General features: G+C 71.3%; 23 protein-coding genes. 16 read left to right on the top strand and 7 right to left on the bottom strand.

All coding sequences use genetic code 11. The features are described 5' to 3' along the window. Window positions 1–24 precede the first annotated feature (24 nt). Together modA and ASE25_RS01715 are read right to left on the bottom strand one after the other, a co-directional pair. Complete coding sequence (gene modA, locus ASE25_RS01720; protein WP_056822296.1) at window positions 25–864, bottom strand: molybdate ABC transporter substrate-binding protein; 840 nt, start codon at window positions 862–864, stop codon at window positions 25–27. Further along, a complete protein-coding gene (locus ASE25_RS01715) occupies window positions 861–1,256 on the bottom strand; it encodes a molybdopterin-binding protein (RefSeq protein ID WP_020143406.1) in 396 nt (131 codons plus the stop codon). Before ASE25_RS01715 ends, modA begins: the two co-directional genes overlap by 4 nt. Before the next feature lie 173 nt (window positions 1,257–1,429). Between ASE25_RS01715 and ASE25_RS01710 the strand changes: the two genes are divergently transcribed. From ASE25_RS01710 to gabT, 5 genes are all read left to right on the top strand, one after another. Beyond that, window positions 1,430–1,819 (top strand): helix-turn-helix transcriptional regulator, encoded by a 390-nt coding sequence (locus tag ASE25_RS01710; protein ID WP_056771483.1) that lies wholly within the window; start codon window positions 1,430–1,432, stop codon window positions 1,817–1,819. Continuing rightward, complete coding sequence (locus ASE25_RS01705) at window positions 1,816–2,328, top strand: SRPBCC family protein (protein ID WP_056771482.1); 513 nt, start codon at window positions 1,816–1,818, stop codon at window positions 2,326–2,328. The genes ASE25_RS01710 and ASE25_RS01705 overlap by 4 nt, the downstream gene beginning before the upstream one ends. 5 nt (window positions 2,329–2,333) lie before the next feature. Beyond that, the gene (locus tag ASE25_RS01700) at window positions 2,334–2,774 is read left to right on the top strand and encodes a VOC family protein (protein WP_056771479.1); all 441 of its coding nucleotides are present in this window, start codon (window positions 2,334–2,336) and stop codon (window positions 2,772–2,774) included. A gap of 90 nt (window positions 2,775–2,864) precedes the next feature. Next, window positions 2,865–3,446: a dihydrofolate reductase family protein gene (locus ASE25_RS01695; protein ID WP_056822294.1), complete on the top strand. Its 582-nt coding sequence runs from the start codon at window positions 2,865–2,867 to the stop codon at window positions 3,444–3,446. A 143-nt stretch (window positions 3,447–3,589) separates the two neighbouring features. Next, on the top strand, window positions 3,590–4,927 hold the full coding sequence (gene gabT, locus ASE25_RS01690) for a 4-aminobutyrate--2-oxoglutarate transaminase (RefSeq protein WP_056822292.1): 1,338 nt from the start codon (window positions 3,590–3,592) through the stop codon (window positions 4,925–4,927). Window positions 4,928–5,060: 133 nt separating this feature from the next. Here gabT and ASE25_RS01685 read toward each other — a convergent pair whose 3' ends face one another. From ASE25_RS01685 to ASE25_RS01675, 3 genes are all read right to left on the bottom strand, one after another. Then, complete coding sequence (locus tag ASE25_RS01685) at window positions 5,061–7,436, bottom strand: immune inhibitor A domain-containing protein (protein ID WP_056822291.1); 2,376 nt, start codon at window positions 7,434–7,436, stop codon at window positions 5,061–5,063. Between the two features lie 299 nt (window positions 7,437–7,735). Then, the gene (locus ASE25_RS01680) at window positions 7,736–8,554 is read right to left on the bottom strand and encodes an SGNH/GDSL hydrolase family protein (RefSeq protein ID WP_056771467.1); all 819 of its coding nucleotides are present in this window, start codon (window positions 8,552–8,554) and stop codon (window positions 7,736–7,738) included. After that, on the bottom strand, window positions 8,551–9,228 hold the full coding sequence (locus tag ASE25_RS01675) for a uracil-DNA glycosylase (RefSeq protein WP_056771465.1): 678 nt from the start codon (window positions 9,226–9,228) through the stop codon (window positions 8,551–8,553). Before ASE25_RS01675 ends, ASE25_RS01680 begins: the two co-directional genes overlap by 4 nt. A 44-nt stretch (window positions 9,229–9,272) precedes the next feature. Between ASE25_RS01675 and ASE25_RS01670 the strand changes: the two genes are divergently transcribed. The 7 genes from ASE25_RS01670 to ASE25_RS01640 all read left to right on the top strand — a co-directional run bounded on the left by ASE25_RS01670 (window position 9,273) and on the right by ASE25_RS01640 (window position 15,936). After that, window positions 9,273–10,451, top strand: a complete 1,179-nt coding sequence (locus tag ASE25_RS01670; protein ID WP_056822290.1) for an N-acetylglucosamine-6-phosphate deacetylase — start codon at window positions 9,273–9,275, stop codon at window positions 10,449–10,451. Window positions 10,452–10,460: 9 nt separating this feature from the next. After that, window positions 10,461–11,108 (top strand): HAD family hydrolase, encoded by a 648-nt coding sequence (locus ASE25_RS01665; protein ID WP_056771459.1) that lies wholly within the window; start codon window positions 10,461–10,463, stop codon window positions 11,106–11,108. A gap of 71 nt (window positions 11,109–11,179) precedes the next feature. Then, the gene (locus ASE25_RS01660; protein WP_056822289.1) at window positions 11,180–12,541 is read left to right on the top strand and encodes a pyridoxal-dependent decarboxylase; all 1,362 of its coding nucleotides are present in this window, start codon (window positions 11,180–11,182) and stop codon (window positions 12,539–12,541) included. A 263-nt stretch (window positions 12,542–12,804) separates the two neighbouring features. After that, window positions 12,805–13,104 (top strand): DUF3263 domain-containing protein, encoded by a 300-nt coding sequence (locus tag ASE25_RS01655; protein WP_056771452.1) that lies wholly within the window; start codon window positions 12,805–12,807, stop codon window positions 13,102–13,104. A 95-nt stretch (window positions 13,105–13,199) separates the two neighbouring features. Continuing rightward, window positions 13,200–13,664, top strand: a complete 465-nt coding sequence (locus tag ASE25_RS01650; RefSeq protein ID WP_020143393.1) for a GNAT family N-acetyltransferase — start codon at window positions 13,200–13,202, stop codon at window positions 13,662–13,664. Beyond that, the gene (locus tag ASE25_RS01645; protein WP_056822287.1) at window positions 13,661–14,731 is read left to right on the top strand and encodes a P1 family peptidase; all 1,071 of its coding nucleotides are present in this window, start codon (window positions 13,661–13,663) and stop codon (window positions 14,729–14,731) included. Before ASE25_RS01650 ends, ASE25_RS01645 begins: the two co-directional genes overlap by 4 nt. Before the next feature lie 185 nt (window positions 14,732–14,916). Beyond that, entirely contained in the window at window positions 14,917–15,936 is a 1,020-nt protein-coding gene (locus tag ASE25_RS01640) for a type IV toxin-antitoxin system AbiEi family antitoxin domain-containing protein (RefSeq protein WP_056822284.1), read from the top strand. 114 nt (window positions 15,937–16,050) lie between these two features. Here ASE25_RS01640 and ASE25_RS01635 read toward each other — a convergent pair whose 3' ends face one another. Continuing rightward, window positions 16,051–16,944: an MBL fold metallo-hydrolase gene (locus ASE25_RS01635; RefSeq protein ID WP_235508497.1), complete on the bottom strand. Its 894-nt coding sequence runs from the start codon at window positions 16,942–16,944 to the stop codon at window positions 16,051–16,053. A gap of 104 nt (window positions 16,945–17,048) precedes the next feature. Here ASE25_RS01635 and ASE25_RS01630 point away from each other — a divergent pair, with 104 nt between their 5' ends. The 3 genes from ASE25_RS01630 to groL all read left to right on the top strand — a co-directional run bounded on the left by ASE25_RS01630 (window position 17,049) and on the right by groL (window position 19,921). Then, complete coding sequence (locus tag ASE25_RS01630; protein ID WP_056771443.1) at window positions 17,049–17,597, top strand: hypothetical protein; 549 nt, start codon at window positions 17,049–17,051, stop codon at window positions 17,595–17,597. A 45-nt stretch (window positions 17,598–17,642) separates the two neighbouring features. Beyond that, window positions 17,643–18,068: an HIT family protein gene (locus ASE25_RS01625; RefSeq protein ID WP_056822280.1), complete on the top strand. Its 426-nt coding sequence runs from the start codon at window positions 17,643–17,645 to the stop codon at window positions 18,066–18,068. A gap of 221 nt (window positions 18,069–18,289) precedes the next feature. Continuing rightward, window positions 18,290–19,921, top strand: a complete 1,632-nt coding sequence (groL, locus tag ASE25_RS01620) for a chaperonin GroEL (RefSeq protein ID WP_056771437.1) — start codon at window positions 18,290–18,292, stop codon at window positions 19,919–19,921. Window positions 19,922–20,051: 130 nt separating this feature from the next. Here groL and ASE25_RS01615 read toward each other — a convergent pair whose 3' ends face one another. Then, entirely contained in the window at window positions 20,052–20,342 is a 291-nt protein-coding gene (locus ASE25_RS01615; protein WP_056771435.1) for a WXG100 family type VII secretion target, read from the bottom strand. A gap of 138 nt (window positions 20,343–20,480) precedes the next feature. Between ASE25_RS01615 and ASE25_RS01610 the strand changes: the two genes are divergently transcribed. Beyond that, window positions 20,481–21,269 (top strand): DUF4031 domain-containing protein, encoded by a 789-nt coding sequence (locus ASE25_RS01610; RefSeq protein WP_056771433.1) that lies wholly within the window; start codon window positions 20,481–20,483, stop codon window positions 21,267–21,269. Window positions 21,270–21,336 lie beyond the last annotated feature (67 nt).

Here is a 21,336-nt window from a genome sequence, read left to right as displayed (position 1 = left end):
GCCGGTGGCCGGACGGGGCGCCGCTCAGGGCGCGCCGAAGCCGAACGACTGCACGGTGGCCAGGCCCTCGGCGCTCAGCAGGTAGGCGACGAAGGCCTGGGTCGCCGTGTCGTCGGAGAGGGTGATGACGGGGTAGGAGAGGCTCGTGTTGAACTGCGCGGGGATCTCGACGCCCGTGACGGCGTCCTTCGCAGCGACGACGTCGGAGTGGTAGACCACGGCGGCGTCGGCCTCGGCGAGCTTGACCTTGGAGAGGGTCGCCTTGACGTCGACCTCCTTGCTCACGACGTTGGGCACGATCCGGGCCTTGGCGAAGGTGGCCTGCGCGGCCTTGCCGCACGGCACGGTGTCGGCGCAGAGGACGACCTTGACGCTCGGCTTCGCGAGGTCGTTGATCGAGGCGACGGCGCCGGGGTTGCTCGGGGGGACGGCGATCTCGAGGACGTTGGTCGCAAAGGTCTTCGTGTCCTTGACCATGCCCTGGTCGAGCGGCTTGGCCGCGGCCGTGCCGGCGAGGGCGATGACCGACGCGGGCGCGCCGTTGTCGACCTGCTGCACGAGGGTCGCGCTGGAGCCGTAGGAGGTCTCGACGGTGACCCCCGGGTGGGCCGCCTCGAAGTCCTTCTTCAGCTGGTCGAACGACTCGGTCAGCGACGCAGCGGCAAGGACCGTCACGGTGCCCTGGAGGGAGGCCGCCGAGGCACCGGACTTCCCCGGTTGCCCGGTGCCGTCGGCGGACGGGGTGGAGCTGCCGCAGCCGGCGAGGAGCAGGGCGGTGGCAGCGGCGAGGGCGGCGACGGTGGGCGCGAGGGTGTGGCGGGGGCTTCGGGKGGYTCGSGGGGTTCGGGGGAGCGGCGTGCTCATGCGGGGACCTCCACGACGACGTGGGTCGACTTGACGCTGGCGACGGCGACGGAACCGACCTCGAGCGCGAGGTCGTCGACGGACTCGCTCGAGAGCAGCGAGACGATGCGGAACGGCCCGCACTGGAGCTCGACCTTGGCCATGACGGTGTCCTTCGTGATGGCGGTGACGATTCCGCGCATCCGGTTGCGGGCGGACGCACCCCCGATGGTGCCGACCGCAGCCGGATGCGCGAGCTCCTGGGCCACGGCTGCGAGCTGGGCGCCGTCCACGGTCCGGCGGCCGGCGTCGTCGGTGGACCCGTCGAGACGGCCGGAGTCGACCATGCGACGCACGGTGTCGTCGGAGACGCCGAGGAGGGAGGCGGCCTCGGTGATACGCAGATGCGGCATGACCGTGACCCTACACCCGCACCTGCGGACATCGAGTGCTTGCGTATGCCGCGTGCGCGACTCGACGGCGCCCGCTCGGTGGGTGGGTCGCGAGGCTCGTCGGAAGGGGGGTTGACGGGGTGACGTTCGTGAGTTTTAATCAATGTATTAGTTGATCAAGGAGTTAGTTGACCATGATTCTCTCGCCCGTCTCGGATGCGGACCTCGACCGCGCCTTCGCGGCCCTGGCCGATCCCGTCCGGCGCGCCATCATCGCCCGCCTCAGCCGGGGCGCGGCGACCGTCAACGAGCTCGCCGAACCGTTCGAGATCAGCAAGCAGGCCGTCAGCAAGCACATCCAGGTGCTCGAGCTGGCCGGCCTGGTGAGCCGGACCCGCGACGCCCAGCGCCGCCCGGTCCACCTCGAGGCCGCTCGCCTCGAGGCGATGACGGCCTGGATCGACCGCTACCGGCTCGCCGCCGAGCAGCGGTTCCGGTCGCTCGATGCCGTGCTCGAGCGCAGCACCCCACCCGCAGCACCTGCGGCAACCACGCAGAACACCGACAAGGAGCAGCAGTCATGACCAACTCACTCACCCTCGACATCCCCGCCGGCGTGCCGTGGATCGACTTCACCCGCGAGTTCGACGCCCCCGTCGAGGCCGTGTTCAACGCCCACCGCGACCCCGAGCTCGTCCGCCAGTGGCTCGGCCCGCGGGGCTACGAGATGCAGATCGAGCGCTGGGACTTCACGTCCGGCGGCGGCTACCGCTACACCCACCGCGACGGCGACAACGTCTACGGCTTCCACGGCACGTTCCACACGGTCCGCGACAACGACTTCGCCGTCCAGACCTTCGAGTTCGAGGGCGCGCCCGACGAGGTCGCCATCGAGTTCATGCACTTCGTCGACCTGGGCGACGGTCGCTGCCGGCTCGAGGGCCGCAGCATCGGCCGCACGGTCGAGGGTCGCGACATGATGGTCGAGAGCGGCATGGAGCAGGGCATGGCCCAGGGCTACGAGCGGCTCGAGGAGCTCGTCGCCGCGTCGGCCTCTGCATCCGCATCCGCGTCCGCCTCGGCCCAGGGCTGAGCGCCGTGGACTGGACGCTCGAGGTCGTCATCGTGCCGGTCAGCGACCTCGGGGCCGCGATCGCCTTCTACCGCGACCAGGTCGGGTTCGCCCTCGACCACGACACGAGGAACGAGCACATGCACGTCGCGCAGCTCACGCCGCGCGGGTCGGGGTGTTCGATCGTCATCGGCGACCTGCCCTCGCAGAAGGCCATGGCGCCGGGGTCGCTGCACGGCATCCAGCTCGTCGTGTCCGACGCCGCCGCGGCGCACGCGGAGCTCGTCGGCCGGGGCGTCGAGTGCTCCGAGGTCCAGGTCATCGACCCGCGCGACGGGGGTACGTTCTTCGGCTTCTCCGACCCGGACGGCAACTCGTGGGCCGTCCAGGAGCTCAAGGTCCGGGCCGAGAAGCCGCTCATCCCGCACGAGGCCCGCGGCCGTTTCGGCGAGGGCGTCGAGCTCTGACCGCCGGCCGGCGGCACGACGACAGGGTGTGCCGCCGGTCAGCGCAGGACACGTCACGACACGACACAGACCCGTCACCGAGGAGGAGCCATGAGCAGGACCGTCTTCGACATCAGCCTGTCCCTCGACGGGTTCGTCACCGCCGCACCGCAGACCGCCGAGGAGCCGCTCGGACCGGGCGGCGAGCAGCTGCACGGCTGGCTCGTCGACCGGGACTACCTCGAGCGTGCCGTCGCCGACCTCGGCGCCGTGGTCGCGGGCCGCACCACCTATGACCATTCGATTGCGGGCTGGGGCGCCGACGGCCCGTCGGGCGATGCCCGGCGCCCGGTGTTCGTCGTCACCCACGAGGCGCCGGCGCCCGGCTCGGTGCCCGAGGGCGGCGTCTACACGTTCGTCACGGGAGGGATCGAGTCCGCCCTGGACCAGGCCCGCGCAGCGGCCGGTGGTCGCACCGTGACCGTCATGGGCGGGGCGGACCTCGGCCGCCAGTGTCTCGCGGCCGGACTCGTCGACGAGGTCTCGTTGCACGTCGCCCCGGTGCTCTTCGGCCGTGGCACGCCGATGTTCGCCGGTCTCGACGTCGGCCACGTCGACCTCGAGCTGCTCGAGGCGGTGGGCACCCCGGAGACCGTCCACCTGCGGTACCGGGTCGTCCGTCCCGTCCACTGACGCCGAACGACGCGTTCGGTCGTGAACTCAGCGTTCTGCCGCTGAGTTCGTGACCGAACGCGGCGTTCGAGTACGGAATGAGCAGGTGCGCGCGCGCCGACCCGGGTTCCGCTCTGAGGCGTCCGGGCGGCATACTGACGGGCATGAGCAACGTCCCCCAGCAGCGGCTCCTGCAGACCGCGATCCCCGGCCCCAGGTCGGCCGCGCTCCAGGCCCGCAAGACGGCGGCCGTGTCCGCCGGAGTCTCCACCGGTCTGCCGGTCTACGTCGAGCGCGCCGGCGGCGGCATCCTCGTCGACGTCGACGGCAACCAGCTCATCGACTTCGGCTCCGGCATCGCCGTGACGACCGTCGGCAACGCCGCGCCGCGCGTCGTCGACCGCGTCACCGCGCAGGTGCAGGACTTCACCCACACGTGCTTCATGGTGACCCCCTACGAGGAATACCTCGAGGTCGCCGAGGCCCTCAACGACCTGACGCCCGGCGATCACGACAAGCGCACCGCGCTCTTCAACTCGGGCGCCGAGGCCGTCGAGAACGCCGTCAAGGTCGCCCGCCACTTCACCGGCCGCAACGCCGTCGTCGCGTTCGACCACGCGTACCACGGGCGCACCAACCTCACGATGGCACTGACGGCCAAGAACATGCCCTACAAGCACAGGTTCGGACCCTTTGCCGGCGAGGTCTACCGCGCGCCGATGAGCTACCCCTACCGCTGGCCCGGTGGCGCGGCCGACTGCGCCAAGGAGAGCTTCGAGGCGTTCGTCACGCAGGTGCACGCGCAGGTGGGGGAGGACAACCTCGCCGCCGTCATCCTCGAGCCGATCCAGGGCGAGGGCGGATTCATCGTCCCCGCACCGGGATTCGTCAAGCAGGTCGCCGACTGGTGTGCCGACAACGGCATCCTCTTCATCGCCGACGAGGTGCAGACCGGCTTCTGCCGCACCGGTGACTGGTTCGCGAGCGAGTACGAGGGCGTCGTGCCCGACCTCATCACGACGGCCAAGGGCATGGCCGGCGGGCTCCCGCTCGCCGGCGTCACCGGCCGTGCCGACGTCATGGACTCCATACACGGCGGTGGCCTCGGCGGCACCTACGGCGGCAACCCCGTCGCCTGCGCCTCTGCCCTCGGCGCCATCGAGACGATGAAGGAGGAGGACCTCTGCGGCCGCGCCAAGCAGGTCGAGGCCCTCTTCGTCCCGCGCCTGCAGGCCCTCGCCGAGAAGTACCCCCAGATCGGCGACATCCGCGGCCGCGGGGCCATGCTCGCCGTCGAGCTCGTCAACGGCGCCGGCGACCTCACGCCCAACGCCGCTCTGACCGGAGCCGTCAACCAGGCCTGCCACGCCGAGGGCCTCGTGACCCTGACGTGCGGCACCTACGGCAACGTCTTCCGCTTCCTCCCGCCGCTCGCCGCGGGCGACGAGCTGCTCTCCGAGGGTCTCGACATCTTCGAGAAGGCCTTCGCCGCCTCCGTCTGATCCTGCGCCGAGGGCGTATGCCGTCCGGTTGCCGTCCAGCGCAACCGAGCCGAGCGGCATACGCCTCCTGGAAGCAATGAGGCCCGCCCCCCACAAAGGGGGCGGGCCTCACTGTCTCACAGGGGGATCCGCGTCAGCGGAGCCACACCTTGACCGTCATCGAGGTGCCGTCAACCTTCTGCACGCCAATGTTGACGCCGTTGTTCGGGACCTTGACGCCGGTGTAGGGCGTCTGCGAGTACCAGAACTGCTTGCCGTCGTTGAACACCGGGGCAGGGGAAGCGCCGGCGACCGTGAAGGGCACGCCGTTCTTGTGGAACGTGAACGTGTCCGACTTGGACAGCGAGAACGGCGCGTCGTACCCGGCGATACGAGCCCGCAACAACGTGCCGTCGGAGAGCTGGCGCGGCGCCGCGTTGGCGTCGACCGGCAGGATCTCGCCCTCACCGGGGTGTGCGCCGGTGTTGTTGTCGGCCTGAGAGAGGTCCCAGTAGCTGACGAGCAGTCCGTCCTGGTACGGGAAGTGCTCGACCTTGTCGCCGTTCGTGTTGAGCCAGCCGAAGTTGTACGGACCGCTCTGGAGGTACTTGTCGAACGACAGGTAGTTCCGGTTCGAGGCGATGTAGTAGTTGCTGAACTGGCTCGAGGTCTCCCCACCCGCGGCCGAGAAGCCGGCGAGGGTCCACCCCTCGGTGCCGTTCTCGGCGCCTGAGTCGACGATCGTGGCGCCGCCCGAGACGACCCTGACTGCGTCGACGAAGAAGCCGCGCTCGGTGTAGGCCGCGTCAGTGGCGTAACGGAAGCGCAGGCTCACCGTCTTGCCCGCCCAGGCGCTCAGGTCGAACGTTGCCGGGACCCACTTGTCATCGGTCGTGCCGGTGATGCCGTTGTTCTCGTCACCGGTGATGTTGCCCTTGACCGTCGTCCAGCCGGAGCCGTCATTGACCTCGACGTAGGCGAAGTCGCACGTGCAGTCCTCGATGAAGTAGTTCGTCTGGAACGTCAGCGTCGAGGTGCCCGCAGCGAGCGTCACGTCACGTGTCATCGTGGCGTTCGTCGCGTCCACGCGTCCGCCGTACCACGTCTTGCTGCCCTCGACGGGGGCGGCGAGCTTCGTGACGACCGTCTTCTTCGGCAGACCCACGATGACGGCCTGCTTCTTGGCCGAGTTGTACTCGTGCGGGCCGAGGTCGACCGAGGTGCCGGTGGCCGTCACCGACGGAATGTACTTGTAGTCGAGCCAGCCGAGCTGCAGCTTCTCCCACGCGCCGAAGTCTGAGCCGCGCGAGCCGATCGACTGGTCGTTCGGACCGGCCTGGCGACTCTGGCTCATCATCGACCACCAGTTGACGCCGTTGTCGGCGCCGGTGGCGGTGTCGTAGAGGTCGGGCAGGCCGAGGTCGTGGCCGTACTCGTGCGTGAAGACGGACATGCCGCCGTTCTCGGGCTGGATCGTGTAGTCGCCGACCCAGAGGCCGGTGTTGCCGATCTGCGTGCCACCGTTGAGGTTGCCGGCCGGACCGGTCGTGCCCGCCCCGGTGTAGTAGGCGAACCAGCGGTGCGACCAGATGGCGTCCTCGCCCTGGATCGGGTCACCGTCGGCCTGGTCGCCGCCCGCATGCACGATCTGGAAGTGGTCGATGTAGCCGTCGGGCTCGTTGAAGTTGCCGTCACCGTCTGCGTCGTAGCGGTCCCACTGGTCGTAGGTCGCCAGGGTCGACTTGATCTGGGCGTCCGTCTGGCCCTGGGCCTTCTGGTCGGCGACCCACTGGTTGACGGCGTCACGAACGAGGGCCCACGTGTTGGTGCACACGTGCGAACCGCAGAAGTCGCGACCGTAGCGAGCCTCGTTGTAGGGCACCTTGACCCAGTCGGAGACCTGTCCGTCGATGCTGTAACGGCCCGAGCTCTGGCGCTCGTACCACTGCTTGACGGTCTCCTGGGCACCGCCGGCGCCGATGGTGCCGCCGTTTCCGAAGTAGAGGTTCTGGAAGTAGTCGCGGCTGGAGTTCGCGTTCCAGTTCGTCGAGTTGTCGAGCGTGCGGTCGGGCTGCGGGATCGCGTTGTGCAGCGGGCCGTCCCACGTCGTCGGACCAGGCGTCGCCGGGTCGGAGTCGACGTCCGGGTAGGCGGGACTGCGCTGGTTTCCGAACTCGGCGAGGACGACGAAGATCTTGTCGGTGCCCTCACGGCCGACCTCGACGTACTCGTCGGTCGTGCCGCCCCCGGGCTTCTTCGCGCCGGAGATCTTGGCGACCGTGCTCGCGCCCTTCTTGACGGTCGTGGCCTTGCCGTCGAGCACCTCGGTGACGGCCCGCTTCTTGAGGGCTCGCGCCTTCTCCTGCTGGGGGCTCGAGAGCTCGTCGGACTGCGCGGGTGCGGCGGTGTCGCCCGCCTGCACGGTGTTCGGGCTGGTGGTGGGAACGGCGCCGACCATCGGCACTCCGACGGTCACCCCCATACCCGCTGCCAGGGCGAGGCTGAGCAGCCCCACTGACGTCCTACGCACGGATCCTCCTCGTTCGACGGCTCGTTGGCCGTCGGTGCGCATGACGTGCGGCCCCGGTCGGGAGCCGCACGTTGTGTGATGGATGGAGAGCCGGCACCCCCGCACGCGACCCGAGGGAGACCTAATCACTTCCGACCTACCTCGCACTAGAGGTCAAAGCGGAAAAGTTCAGGAGATTCTCAGGGCGTTCTGGACATGTTCCGAAGAACCCGCGGTAACGCGTCGCCTCCGGTGCAGGACGTGGCTGCAGCCGTCTGGGAGATGGCTGGGAGCCTGCTGGACGTGGCAGGGGTTGGACGTCAGTCGAACGGGGTCACGTCGGGGCGCTTGGCCTGGCGGTGGTCGCCCGAGCTGCGGCCGGTGAGGCGGCGGTGCACCCACGGGCCGACGTACTCCTTGGCCCACTGCGCGTTGGCCTGCAGCGCCTCGCGGCGGCCGATCGGGGGAGCGGGCTCGAGCGGTGTGGCCCAGTCGGTCTCGGCCGGGGTGTGGCCGAGGGCCTCGAGAGCCGCGAGGGCGACGCGGCGGTGGCCCTCGGTCGTCATGTGGATGCGGTCCTCGCTCCACATCCGCCAGTCGCGCAGCGCGTGCAGGCCCCACTGGTCGATGACGTGGGCGCCGTTGCGCCGCGCGATGCTCCAGATGTTGGCGGTGTGGATCGCGGCCCGGCCGCGGGTGGCCTTGACGAGTGGGGCGTCCGCGGGGTCGACGGGGGTCGCCATGAGCACGTCGGCGCCGGTCGCCCGGATCCGGGCCACGGCGGCCTCGAGCCGGGCGGCGAGGCCGTCGAGGTCGGCCTTGGGCCGGAGGATGTCGTTGCCGCCACCGACGATGCTGACGAGGTCGGGCTGCAGAGACAGGGCGTCCTCGAGCTGGGGCCCGACGACGTCGGCGAGCTTGCGGCCGCGCACGGCGAGGTTGGCGTAGCCGAAGTCGAGCCCGTCGGCACGGGCGATCTCCGAGAGGTGCGACGCGAGCCGGTCGGCCCAGCCGGCGAACTCGCCGTCGTGGCCGAACGTCGGGTCGTCGTCGCACATGCCTTCGGTGAAGGAGTCGCCGATGGCGACGAAACGGGTCCAGACCGTCGGCCCGGAGACCTCGGGGGTGGGCTGGGTCATGTCAGCCTCCAGTCGATGGGAGCCGCGCCCTGCTGGGCGAGGAGGTCGTTGGTGCGGCTGAAGGGCCGCGAGCCGAAGAAGCCGGAGCGGGCGGAGAGCGGCGACGGGTGGGCCGACTCGATGCGCGGCACGTCGCCGAGCATCGGCGCGAGGGACTGCGCCTGCCGTCCCCAGAGGATGGCGACGAGCGGCCCGCCGCGCGACGCGAGAGCCGAGATCGCCTGTGCCGTCACGGTTTCCCAGCCCTTGCCCTGGTGGCTGGCGCTCGCCCCGGGGCGGACCGTCAGGACCCGGTTGAGCAGCATGACGCCGCGCTCGAACCACGGCGTCAGGTCGCCGTCGCCCGGCGTCGGCAGGCCGAGGTCGGTGCCGAGCTCCTGGTAGATGTTCTGCAGCGACCGGGGGACCGGTCGCACGTCCGGCGCGACGCTGAAGCTGAGACCCACCGGGTGGCCGGGGGTCGGGTAGGGGTCCTGGCCGACGACGAGCACGCGTACGTCGGGCAGCGGCAGCGAGAAGGCCCGCAGCACGCGGTCGCCGGCAGGCAGGTAGCCGCGGCCGGCCGCGACCTCGGCGCGCAGGAACGCGCCCATCGCGGTGATGGTGTCGGCCACCGGCTCGAGCGCCGGGACCCACGTCGGGTGGACGAGGTCGCTGAGGGGCTGGGCTGGCACGGCCTCACGCTACCCCCGCCAGGTGTGCGACAGAATCGACCCCGATGAACCTCACACTGCGCGGACCCGCCCTCGTCGACGACACCGTGCTGCCCGACGTCCTCGTCCACGTCGAGGGCGAGCGCATCACGGCGGTCACCCCCGTCACCGCAGGCGACGGACCCCCACCGGGCGACGGCGCGACCGAGCGGGTGAGCGGGACGATGGTGCCGGCATACGTCGACATCCACTGCCACGGCGGCGGCGGGACGGCGTTCACCGACCTGCGCGACGACGCCGCGGCCGCGGCGGCCGAGCACCACCACGCGCACGGCTCGACGAGCCTGCTCGCGAGCCTCGTCACGATGAGCCCGCGCGACCTCGAGCGGGGCGTCGCGATGCTCGCCGAGCTCGCCGACGACGGGGTCGTCGACGGCATCCACCTCGAGGGTCCGTGGCTGGCCGAAGCCCGCTGCGGCGCGCACGACCCGGCGCTGCTCCGCGACCCGTCGCTCGCCGAGGTGGAGCGGCTCATCGAGCTCGGCCGCGGTCACCTCCGCCAGGTGACGCTCGCCCCGGAACGCGCCCACGGCCTCGACCTCGTCCGCTGGCTCACGACGGCCGGCATCCACGCTGCGATCGGCCACACGACGGCCACGTACGCGCAGGTCGAGCAGGCCGTCGCGGCCGGCGCCGACCTCGCCACACACCTCTTCAACGGCATGGACCCGTGGCACCACCGCAAGCCGGGCGCCGTTGCGGCACTGATGCGTTCGGCCGCGCGGGGCCACGTCACCGTCGAGCTCATCGGCGATGGCGCGCACCTCTCGGACGACACCGTGCGCACCGTCCTCGACCTGGTCGGCGCCGACCACGTCGCCTTCGTCTCCGACGCCATGGCCGCGGCGGGGGTGGGGGACGGCGCGTACGTCCTCGGTGGCCTCTCGGTCGTCGTCGACCGCGGCATCGCCCGCCTGGCGCGCGACCCCGACGGCACGAGCCCCGGCTCCATCGCGGGTGGCACGAGCCACGTCGCCGACATCGTCGCCCGCGCCGTCGCCTCCGGCGTCCCGATGGCGTATGCCGTCCGGCCCGCCACGCGCACACCCGCCCGCGCGCTCGGGCTGGCCGACCGGGGCTCGATCGCGGTCGGGTCCCGGGCCGACGTGGTCGTCGTCGACGACGCCGCCCGCCCGACCCGGGTCATGAGACGAGGGCGGTGGCTGGAGCCGTCGCTGCCCTAGGCTCGGCCGGTGACTTCTCCCCGCTGGTCCACCGCCGTCTTCGACCTGGACGGCACGCTGGCCGACACGATCAACCTCATCGTCGAGTCCTACCAGCACGCGTTCCGCACGGTCCTCGGGCACGAGGAGGACCCGGACGTGATCCGCTCGTGGATCGGGCGCCCGCTCATCGGAGCCTTCCGCGACCACTCGCCCGAGCACGCCGACGAGCTCTACGCGACGTACCTCCAGTGGAACGCCGACAACACCGAGCGGCTCATCCGGGGCTACGACGGCGTCGTCGACGTCCTCGGTGACCTGCGCGCCGCCGGCATCCACGTCGGGGTCGCCACGTCGAAGCGACGCGAGTCGGCGCAGCAGGCCATGGACATCCTCGGCATCAGCGAGCACGTCGACGTCCTCGTCGCGATGGAGGACACCGAGCGGCACAAGCCCGACCCGACTCCGCTGCTGCTCGCGCTCGACCGGATGGGCCGGGGGTCCAATGACGCCGTCTACGTCGGAGACGCCGTCGTCGACGTCCTCGCCGGCAAGGCCGCGGGCATGGACACCGTGGCGGTGACGTGGGGTGCGGGCCTGCCCGACGCACTCCACGGCGTGCGGCCCACCGCCGTCGTCGCGTCCGCCGACGAGCTGCGCACCGCCCTCCTCGGCTGACCTCCCGCCCCACCCGTCACGCGGCCCCCGGGCGGTCAGTCGCACCCGGCCGCAGGGCCTAGCATCTGTGCGTGCACAGCTTCGACAAGGATGCCGACCACGTCGCCGTCGACAAGGTCCTCAGCTACGCCCGCGAGCGCCTGCTCATGGACCCGATCCCGCTCGACGGGGCGCAGCCGGAGGCCTACCTCCGGGCGGCCGCCGGCCAGACCATCACCGCCGGCGGCCTCGGCTCGACGCGGGCGATGGAGCTCTTCGAGCACACCCTCGCGCCGGCCTGCCTCTCGACCGACCACCCGCGCTACCTCTCCTTCATCCCGTGCGCCCCGACGCGGGAGGCCGCGGCCTTCGACGTCGTCGTCGGCGCCTCGTCGATCTACGGCGGGTCGTGGATGGAGGGCGCGGGCGCGGTCTACGCCGAGAACCAGGCGCTGCGCTGGATCAGCGACCTCGCGGGCCTGCCGGCCGAGGCGGGCGGCGTCTTCGTCCCGGGCGGCACGGTGGGCAACCTGTCGGCGCTCGTCGTGGCTCGGCACACCGCCCGGGCGAAGGCCAAGGAAGCGGGCACGGGCGCGCGTCCCTACCGGATCGCCGCCACGGACAACGCCCACTCGTCCGTCGTCTCGATGGCGGCCGTCATGGACGCCGAGGTCTGCGGCGTGCACGTCGACGACAAGCTGCGCCTGACCGGATCCGAGCTGCGAAAGACCTTGGAGGAGAACGGTCCCGAGACGTTCTTCGCCGTCGTCGCGACGAGCGGCACCACGAACTTCGGCGTCGTCGACGACCTCGAGTCGGTCGCCGAGGTGTGCCGCGAGTACGGCCTGTGGCTGCACGTCGACGGGGCCTACGGTGGCGCCGGCCTCGCTGCACCGTCGGTGCGACACCTCTTCAACGGCATCGAGCACGCGGACTCCTTCATCGTCGACCCGCACAAGTGGCTCTTCGCGCCGTTCGACTGCTGCGCCCTCATCTACCGCGAGCCGGAGCTGGCGCGGGTCGCGCACACGCAGGAGGCGGGCTACCTCGACGTCATCACGAAGTCGGCCGAGTGGAACCCGACCGACTACTCCATCGGCCTGACGCGACGCGCGCGCGGCCTGCCGCTCTGGTACTCCCTCGCCGTGCACGGCACCGACGCCTACGTCGACGCCATCGAGAGCACCCTCGAGGTGACCCGCTTCGCCGCCGACGAGATCGGGCGCCGCGACTACCTCGAGGCGGTGCGCGAGCCCGACCTGTCGGTCGTCGTCTTCCGCCGCCTCGGTTGGGGGCCCGAGGACTACCAGGCGTGGACCGACCGGCTCCTCGCCCAGGAGTTCGCCTTCGTCGTGCCGACGACCTTCCGCGGGGAGACGCTGACGCGCTTCGCCATCGTCAACCCGCACACCACCAAGGAGGACGTCAACGCCATCCTCGATACGATGGCCTGACCCAGATGGGCCGTCGGATCGTCGAGGACGGCCACCCGGCACCGACGCCAGGACGACACCGGACGACACCGGAAGACGCGATGGGGCGTCACGGGTGGGGCGCACGAGGCTCGTGGGACGCATGTTCCGGGCGGTGCGACGGCCCCGCAGACGACATGCCGCGCCACGCCTGAGCTGAATGACACCCTTGTCATTTCGGTCTAGGGTGTGACCGGAGCCAACGCACGACGCGACACGCAGCACGACTGCAGCGAGACGGGGACATGAGCACAGAACACGCCACGGCGCAGCCGCAGCGCCACGAGTCCGAGGACGGCCTCAGCGCGCGCGACCTCGAGATCCTGGCGTTCGAGCGCCAGTGGTGGAAGTACGCCGGCTCCAAGGAGCAGGCCATCAAGGAGCTCTTCGACATGAGCTCCACGCGCTACTACCAGGTGCTCAACGCGCTCCTCGACAGCCCGGAGGCCCTCGAGGCCGACCCGATGCTCATCAAGCGCCTGCGCCGGATGCGCGCGAGCCGCCAGCGGGCGCGCACGAGCCGCCGCCTCGGCATCAACGTCTGACCGCTCTCGCCTGACGCGTCCCACCGGCTGGGCATCGCACCCCGGCCGAGCCGTGGTTGCGAGCCCTCGCGGCACGCGCGTGGTTCACTTCCCTCATGGCCGAGGTGACGATCCGCCGCGCGTCGGCCGACGACGCCCTCATCGTCGCCGCGCTGCACCTCCAGTTCGCCCGCGAGCTGGGTATGCCGTCCGAGACCGGCTACCTCGACCGTTTCGTCGACGCGTGGCTGGCCGAGCGGCCCGACCGGCCGACCTGGATCGCCGAGAGCCGGGGCGACCATGCCGGCATCCTCGAGACCCGGCGCATCCGCGCGCTGCCGTGGCCCGGGCGCAAGGACGTCTCGTGGCTGCACGTCGGCGGCCTCTTCGTCGCGCCGGGCTGTCGTGACCGCGGCGTCGGGCGGGCGCTGACCGAGGCGATGATCGAGTGGTCGCGCACGACCGACGTCAAGTGGATCCGGCTCAACGCTCCCGACGACCGGGCCCAGGAGTTCTACGAGCGGCTCGGCTTCAGCTCGCCGGGGCGCCTCATGGAGTTCGACCTCAGGGACCCGCAGTGAGCGATGCCCCCTTCGTCGTGGCCCCGGGCCCGACGAACTCCCTCGTCGACGTCGCGGGCCTCCGGGTCGGCCACTGCACCCGTGACGAGCCGGGCTGGCTCACCGGCGTGACCGTGGTGCTCGCCCCCGGCGGCGGCGCCGTCGCCGGCGTCGACGTGCGCGGCGGCGGGCCGGGCACGCGAGAGACCGACCTGCTGGCCCCGCGCAACCTCGTCGACCGCGTCGATGCGATCGTCCTCGGCGGCGGGTCCGCGCTCGGCCTCGCCGCCGCCGACGGAGTCGTGGACGCCCTGCTGGACGACGGGATCGGCTGGCCCATGGGCGAGCCGGGACACGTCGTGCCGATCGTGCCGTCCGCGATCCTCTTCGACCTGGGACGCGCCGGCACGTGGGGCCACCGTCCGCGCGCGGAGGACGGGAGGGCGGCATACGCCAGTGCGACGTCCTCGGCCGTCGCCCAGGGCAGCGTCGGTGCGGGCACCGGCGCCAAGGTCGGGGGCTTCAAGGGCGGGATCGGCTCCGCGAGCGTCGTGCTCGAGTCGGGCACGATCGTTGCCGCGCTCGTCGCCGTCAACGCCGTCGGCTCGGCGGTCGACCCGGCCACCGGGGTGCCGTATGCCGTGGGGCTCGGTCTCGGCGACGAGCTGGCCCACGTGGGTCGGCCGAGTGCCGCCGAGCTCGAGGCTGCGCAGGCCCGGGCCGAGGCCCTGCCCGCGAACGCCGGCCGGCCGGGACTGGCCACGACCATCGGGGTCATCGCGACGGACGCCACCCTGTCCAAGGCCCAGTGCCAGAAGATGTCCGGCATCGGGCATGACGGCTATGCACGGGCGCTCAAGCCGGTGCACACGCTCTTCGACGGCGACACCATCTTCACGCTCGCGACGGGAGAGCGTCCGGCGCCGGACCCGGTCGAGCAGACCGTGCTCATGGAGGCTGGTGCGGACTGCGTCGCCCGGGCGATCGTGCACGCGCTGCTCGCGGCGACGTCGGTCGACCGGACGGCCGACGGCGGCATCGCGCTGCGCTCCTGGTCCGACGCCTTTCCCTCCGCGCTCTCGCGCTGAGGTCCGCGACCGGGCGCTCCTGCTGCCTGCGACTGCGCACGTCGTGGAGTTCTTCCGGCACCTGGTGCCGGAAGAACTCCACGACGTGTCCGTCGGTGTCCACATCCCCCGCGAAACGCCGGGGGTTGCCCACAGCTGCGGCCCTCTACCTCGTGGGTGGCCGCAGCCGCAGCGACCCTCGAGGAATGGACCTGGCGAGTGCACGCGACGTGCTTCACGCGCAGGACGGCGTGATCTCGAGGACGCAGGCCCTCGAGTGCGGCCTCGACGACAGCGACCTGGAACGGCTGTTGCGCCGACGGGAGCTGGCGCGGATCCATCCCGGTGTCTACGTCGACCACACCGGGCAGCCGACCTGGACGCAGCGAGCCTGGGCCGGCGTGCTCTTCCACTGGCCGGCTGCGCTCGCCGGGGACTCCGCGCTTCGAGCGCACGGCCTCAGGTCGGCTGCGGTCGAGGTCGCGGCTGCGTCCTGGCTCGACCGCGAGATGACTCGCGGGCGGGTCGCCCTGGAACCCGTCCAGGTGGTGGTCGACGCAAGCCGGCGGGTCGCTCCACCTGCCGGGGTGGTCGTGACCCGTCGACATGACTTCGAGCGCCGGGTGCAGCTCCATCTCTCGCCGCCGCGCCTGCGGCTGGACGAGGCTCTGCTCGACGTCGCCTCCGCCTGTGCTGACGAGGCCACGGCCGTCGCCGTCCTGGCCGACGCCTGCCAGCAGCGGGTGACGACAGCGGCCCGACTGCACGACGAGCTGTCGGCGCGAGGTCGATTGCCTCGTCGGCGCCTGCTCCTTCCGATCCTCGACGACGTGGCCGCGGGCACGATGTCGGTGTTCGAACGGCGTTACCTGCATGACGTCGAGCGGTCGCACGGCCTGCCGACCGCGAGGCGGCAGGTCAAGGTCGTCACGAGGCGGGGCGTGACGTACCGCGACGTGGAGTACTCCGACTTCGCCGTCGTCGTCGAGCTCGACGGGCGGTTCGTCCACACGGGACCGCGGCGCGAGTGGGCCGACCTCGAGCGTGATGTCGATGCCGTCGCCCGCGGCGAGTCCACGCTGCGACTCAGGTGGCCCCACGTCCTCGAGCCCTGCCGGGCGAGCGTGCTCGTCGGACGGCTGCTCCGGTCCCGCGGCTGGGACGGAGAGCCCAGCTCATGCGGCCGCGACTGCCTGGCGGGCCCAGGTCAGCGGCGCCCGGCGTGAACTGCGTGTCGTGGGAGCGGTTCGTGGAGTTCTTCCGGCACCACATGCCGGAAGAACTCCACGAACCGGCCACGGAAGGCTTCCGGCGCGGCGGGCGTCGGGGTGGGTGTCGCGTCAGGGGGTGGGTGGGGAGAGGTGGTCCCAGCCGCGGCGGATGGCGGAGTCCAGGTGGTCGAGGGGGTAGGGCAGGCGCGGGTCCGGCGCGTTCAACGCCTCCGTGAGCGACGCCGCGCCGAGCCGGCGCTCGCGGATCACGGCGGCGACGACAGCGATCTCGTCGCGCTGGCGGGCCACGAAGGCGCCGTCCACGGGGTGTCCGTGTCCCGGCACGACGACCGTGCGGTCCTCGGCCTGGACGAGGTGCGAGGTGAGGGTGTCGGCCCACTCGAGCGGCCAGCAGTCGTCGCCGAACGACGGGTGGGCGCTCTCCTCGACGAGGTCGCCGAGGAACATCGCGTCGGTGTCGGGCACGAGCACGGCCACGTCTCCGTCGGTGTGGCCGCGGCCGGCATACGTCATCGTGACGACGCGGTCACCGAGGTCGATCGTCGCGTTCGAGCCGAAGGTGCGGTCGGGCCCGCGGACCACGGTCGCCATGACCTCGGCGGCGTCGCGCGCGGTGTAGCCGTACTCCGGGCCGTCTCCAGGGTCCGCCCGGAAGGCGGCCTTGATCCGCTCGGCATCGGCGTCGATGGTGCGCCCGACGTTGTCGTGGGCGTGGACGATGGCGGTCTCGAAGGCGGTGTTGCCGAAGGTGTGGTCGAAGTGGACGTGCGTGTTGACGACGTGGCGGACCTCGATGTCACGGCCGAGGCGTCGGATGTCGTCGAGGACCTGGCTGCCCTGGATGCCGCTCGCCCGCGTGTCGATGACGACGGCACCGTGACGACCGAGCACCAGGCCGACGTTGACGTCCCACTGCCGGTAGCGCGCGACGAAGACCCGGTCGGCGACCTCGACGAAGCCGGTCGTCGCCGCGGGACGGTCCCCGGACGGCGGCGCGCTCACCCCGCGTACCTCGGTGTGATCCACGTCTCCCCGAGCATGGGACCACCGTAGCGGCCACCCTCTGAGGAGGCGTCTCCCGCCCGATTCCTCTACGTTTGTGGACCATGTCGACCGAGAACCACACCACCACTCCCGGCTCGAAGTCCCGACGCAAGGTCCTCATCGCCGCCGTCCTCGCGGCCGTCGCGCTGCTCTCGACCGGCGCCGTCGCCTACTGGTCGGGCGACAGCTGGAGCGACGAGGCGATGTCGTCCAGCGGCTTCCCCGGCCTGCCCGGCGGTGACTGGACGAGCACGACCTCCGACGACGGCTGGGGCTCGGCCGACACCTCCTCTGCGGCGACCGGCACGCCCACCGCCGCGACCGGGACCACCCGCCCCGGGACCACGCGCGCCCCGGCGACCGCCGTCGTCGAGCCGGCCTCCGACCCGACCTCGTCGGTGCCGACCACCTCGGCTCCCGCCCCGTCGTCGAGCCGGGCCACGACGCCGCCCGCGCCGTCCTCGACCGTGGCCCCGAGCCCGTCGTCGACGCCCACGAGGGGCAACCCGAACCCGAAGCCGAAGCCGACCTCGACGAAGAAGCCCACCCCGACGCCGACCCCCTCGCCGACGTCGAGCGACGGCGGCTGCTTCCTGCTCATCATCTGCTGACCTGCCCGACCGGGCCGACGCGACCAGGCGTGGGAGCCTGTCGCCATGGACTGCGTCTTCTGTTCGATCGTGGCGGGGGAGGTGCCGGCCGACGTCGTGCTCGACGAGCCGGACCTCGTCGCCTTCCTCGACCGCCGCCCGGTCTTCAAGGGTCACGTCCTGCTCGTGCCGCGACGACACGTCGACACCCTCCTCGACCTCCCGGCCGAGCTGCACGCCACGATGCTCGGGGCCACCCAGCGCCTCGCCGCGGCCGTCGTCGGGGCGCTCGGCGCACAGGGCACGTTCGTGGCGATGAACAACGTCGTGAGCCAGTCCGTGCCGCACCTGCACGTGCACGTCGTCCCGCGCACCAAGGGCGACGGGCTGCGCGGCTTCTTCTGGCCGCGGACGACCTATGCCTCGGAGCAGGAGTCCGCCGAGCACGCCGCCCGGATCGCCGCCGCGCTGGCACCGGCCGTGGACGCCTGACCCGAGCGGACGGCATACGCCCCAGCCCGTGGGGCCAGACGTTTGCACTCTCACCCCGAGAGTGCCAATAATGGCGTTAGCACTCTCCCTAGGGGAGTGACAGAAATGGGCCGTATGCCGAGGGGCTGGGTTCGCAGCTACATGAAGCTGGGGAGACCGGTCCCGTCCGTCGCGGGCGTCATGCGGGCCACCACCAACGATTCGCGTGGAGGACCACCCGAATGGCCAAGACCATTGCGTTTGACGAAGAGGCGCGTCGCGGGCTCGAGCGGGGAATGAACATCCTCGCCGACGCCGTCCGCGTGACCCTCGGCCCCAAGGGCCGCAACGTCGTCCTGGAGAAGAAGTGGGGCGCCCCCACGATCACCAACGACGGCGTCTCGATCGCCAAGGAGATCGAGCTCGACGACCCGTACGAGAAGATCGGCGCGGAGCTCGTCAAGGAAGTTGCCAAGAAGACCGACGACGTCGCCGGTGACGGCACGACGACGGCGACCGTGCTCGCCCAGGCGATGGTGAAGGAAGGCCTGCGCAACGTGGCCGCCGGCGCCAACCCGATGGCGCTCAAGCGCGGCATCGAGAAGGCCGTCGAGGCCGTCACCGCCCGCCTGCTCGAGCAGGCCAAGGAGATCGAGACCAAGGAGCAGATCGCCTCGACCGCCAGCATCTCGGCGGCCGACGAGGAGATCGGTGCTCTCATCGCCGAGGCGATGGACAAGGTCGGCAAGGAAGGTGTCATCACCGTCGAGGACTCCAACACCATGGGCCTCGAGCTGGAGATGACGGAGGGTATGCGCTTCGACAAGGGCTACATCTCCGCCTACTTCGTCACCGACACCGAGCGCATGGAGGCCGTCCTCGACGACGCCTACGTGCTCGTCGCGAACTCCAAGATCGGCAACATCAAGGACCTCATCCCGCTCCTCGAGAAGGTCATGCAGTCGGGCAAGCCGCTGCTGATCATCGCCGAGGACATCGAGGGTGAGGCCCTCGCGACGCTCGTCGTGAACAAGATCAAGGGCACGTTCAAGTCGGTCGCCGTCAAGGCTCCCGGCTTCGGCGACCGCCGCAAGGCCATGCTCACCGACATCGCCATCCTCACCGGTGGCCAGGTCATCTCCGAGGAGGTCGGTCTCAAGCTCGAGAACGCCACCCTCGACCTGCTCGGCCGCGCTCGCAAGGTCGTCGTCACCAAGGACGAGACGACCATCGTCGAGGACGCCGAGGACCGCTCGCAGATCGAGGGCCGCATCGCCCAGATCAAGGCCGAGATCGAGAAGTCGGACTCCGACTACGACCGCGAGAAGCTCCAGGAGCGCCTCGCCAAGCTCGCCGGCGGCGTCGCCGTCATCAAGGCGGGCGCGGCCACCGAGGTCGAGCTCAAGGAGCGCAAGCACCGCATCGAGGACGCCGTCCGCAACGCGAAGGCTGCCGTCGAGGAGGGCATCGTCGCCGGTGGTGGCGTCGCTCTCATCCAGGCCGCCAAGGCGCTCGACGAGCTCGTGCTCGAGGGTGACGAGGCGACCGGCGCCAACATCGTGCGCGTCGCGACCGAGGCCCCGCTCAAGCAGATCGCGATCAACGCCGGCCTCGAGGGTGGCGTCGTCGCGGAGAAGGTGCGCGGTCTCGAGGCCGGTCACGGTCTCAACGCCGCGTCGGGTGAGTACGTCGACCTGCTCGCCGCCGGCATCATCGACCCGGTCAAGGTGACGCGCTCGGCGCTGCAGAACGCAGCCTCGATCGCGGCGCTCTTCCTCACGACCGAGGCCGTCATCGCCGACAAGCCCGAGAAGCACGCGCCGGCCATGCCCGGTGGCGACGACATGGGCGGCATGGGCGGCATGGGCTTCTGAGCCCATCCGTCTGAGCAGCACCGCAGCACGTCGCAAGGGCGGCTCCTCCTCACGGGGGAGCCGCCCTTCGTCGTCCGCGGCCCGACGCCCGGCGGCGCCGGGAGAGCGTATGCCGGGTGCCGGGGAGGGGTCAGCGGGCGAAGAGGGCGCGGGTCGCGTTCTCGTGCTCGGCGTAGGCCGTCGACGCCTTGAGGGTGAGGCGGCCGACGTCGGCCAGGGCCTCGGTCATCTGGGCCTGGATGCGCTGGTAGTCGTGCATGACGCGCTCGAACTCGACCTTGGCCGGGCCCTGCCAGTCCGCGCCCATGCCGGCGAGGCGCCCGCGCAGCTCGGCGGTGCTCGACGTGATGGTGTCGGCGAGCCGGTTGATGTCGCCGGCCGCGGCGGCGATGCGTTCGGTGTCAACGACGGAACGGGACATGGGTGCTCTCCTCGATCGTGGGCCGACCGGACGGTGGCCGCGTTCGTCCGAGGCTAGGTCGGACGGGGGAGAGGCGGCCGGCGTCGTCCACAGGGCACCGGACGGCACGCGTCGGCGGCCTGGCCTAGGCTTCGAGGCATGACCGTGTGGATCGACCAGCCGATCTGGCCCGCCCACGGTCGGCTCTTCGCCCACCTCGTCAGCGACACCTCCTACGACGAGCTGCACGCCGTCGCACATGCCGCCCAGCTGCACCCGCGGTCGTTCGACGGCGACCACTACGACGTGCCACAGGGGCGCTGGCAGGACGCCGTCGACGCCGGCGCGACGCCGACGACCGGGGTCGACCTCGCGCGCCGGCTCAACGCGTCCGGGCTGCGGCTGCGCAAGCGCAAACGTGACCGGGGGGTGCGTCGCATCCTCGACGTGTCCTTCCCGAACGGCGCGAGCGATGTCGACCTCGTCGCCTCCGACGACCCGCTCGACCCGGCCCGGGTGCTCGCGGCGATGGTCTTCGTCCGCGACCGCCGGGGCGACTTCGTCGTGGTGCACAGCGTCCGTCGCGGCGAGTGGGGCTCCCCCGGGGGGTGGCGCGAGGACGACGAGACACCGGTCGAGAACGCCGTGCGCGAGACGTTCGAGGAGACCGGCTTGCGGCTGCGCCATCCGGACGTGCTCCCTTGCGGCTACGAGCGGTTCACGCCGAAGACCGAGGACAACCTCTTCAGTCGCGAGAAGCCGTTCCTGCAGGTCTTCCGCACCCGGCTCGACGACGTGCGACCCGAGCTGACCGACGGCGACGACGGCATCCACGAGACGCGCTGGGTCACGCCGCAGGAGTACGCCGAGCTGTGCGGCCACCTCTTCTGGTGGGCCCTCGCGGTCGAGGTCTTCCCCGACCTGCGCGGACTCGCCCGCCCGCTCTGAGACGCACGTATGCCGCCCACCGAGGTGGACGGCATACGTGGTCTGTCGTGGTGGGTTCGCCTGTCAC

Source organism: Terrabacter sp. Root85 (assembly GCF_001429185.1).
Classification (GTDB): domain Bacteria; phylum Actinomycetota; class Actinomycetes; order Actinomycetales; family Dermatophilaceae; genus Terrabacter.
Note: the sequence above shows the minus strand (reverse complement) of the source record. Positions and strands in the feature narration are given on the sequence as shown.

Excerpts from the sequence above, each read along its gene's own strand:
- ASE25_RS01715 (WP_020143406.1), bottom strand. The coding sequence starts at position 1,256 with ATGCCGCATCTGCGTATCACCGAGGCCGCCTCCCTCCTCGGCGTCTCC.
- ASE25_RS01710 (WP_056771483.1), top strand. The coding sequence starts at position 1,430 with ATGATTCTCTCGCCCGTCTCGGATGCGGACCTCGACCGCGCCTTCGCG.
- ASE25_RS01705 (WP_056771482.1), top strand. The coding sequence starts at position 1,816 with ATGACCAACTCACTCACCCTCGACATCCCCGCCGGCGTGCCGTGGATC.
- ASE25_RS01695 (WP_056822294.1), top strand. The coding sequence starts at position 2,865 with ATGAGCAGGACCGTCTTCGACATCAGCCTGTCCCTCGACGGGTTCGTC.
- gabT (WP_056822292.1), top strand. The coding sequence starts at position 3,590 with ATGAGCAACGTCCCCCAGCAGCGGCTCCTGCAGACCGCGATCCCCGGC.
- ASE25_RS01680 (WP_056771467.1), bottom strand. The coding sequence starts at position 8,554 with ATGACCCAGCCCACCCCCGAGGTCTCCGGGCCGACGGTCTGGACCCGT.
- ASE25_RS01670 (WP_056822290.1), top strand. The coding sequence starts at position 9,273 with ATGAACCTCACACTGCGCGGACCCGCCCTCGTCGACGACACCGTGCTG.
- ASE25_RS01655 (WP_056771452.1), top strand. The coding sequence starts at position 12,805 with ATGAGCACAGAACACGCCACGGCGCAGCCGCAGCGCCACGAGTCCGAG.
- ASE25_RS01650 (WP_020143393.1), top strand. The coding sequence starts at position 13,200 with ATGGCCGAGGTGACGATCCGCCGCGCGTCGGCCGACGACGCCCTCATC.
- ASE25_RS01640 (WP_056822284.1), top strand. The coding sequence starts at position 14,917 with ATGGACCTGGCGAGTGCACGCGACGTGCTTCACGCGCAGGACGGCGTG.
- ASE25_RS01630 (WP_056771443.1), top strand. The coding sequence starts at position 17,049 with ATGTCGACCGAGAACCACACCACCACTCCCGGCTCGAAGTCCCGACGC.
- ASE25_RS01625 (WP_056822280.1), top strand. The coding sequence starts at position 17,643 with ATGGACTGCGTCTTCTGTTCGATCGTGGCGGGGGAGGTGCCGGCCGAC.
- groL (WP_056771437.1), top strand. The coding sequence starts at position 18,290 with ATGGCCAAGACCATTGCGTTTGACGAAGAGGCGCGTCGCGGGCTCGAG.
- ASE25_RS01615 (WP_056771435.1), bottom strand. The coding sequence starts at position 20,342 with ATGTCCCGTTCCGTCGTTGACACCGAACGCATCGCCGCCGCGGCCGGC.
- ASE25_RS01610 (WP_056771433.1), top strand. The coding sequence starts at position 20,481 with ATGACCGTGTGGATCGACCAGCCGATCTGGCCCGCCCACGGTCGGCTC.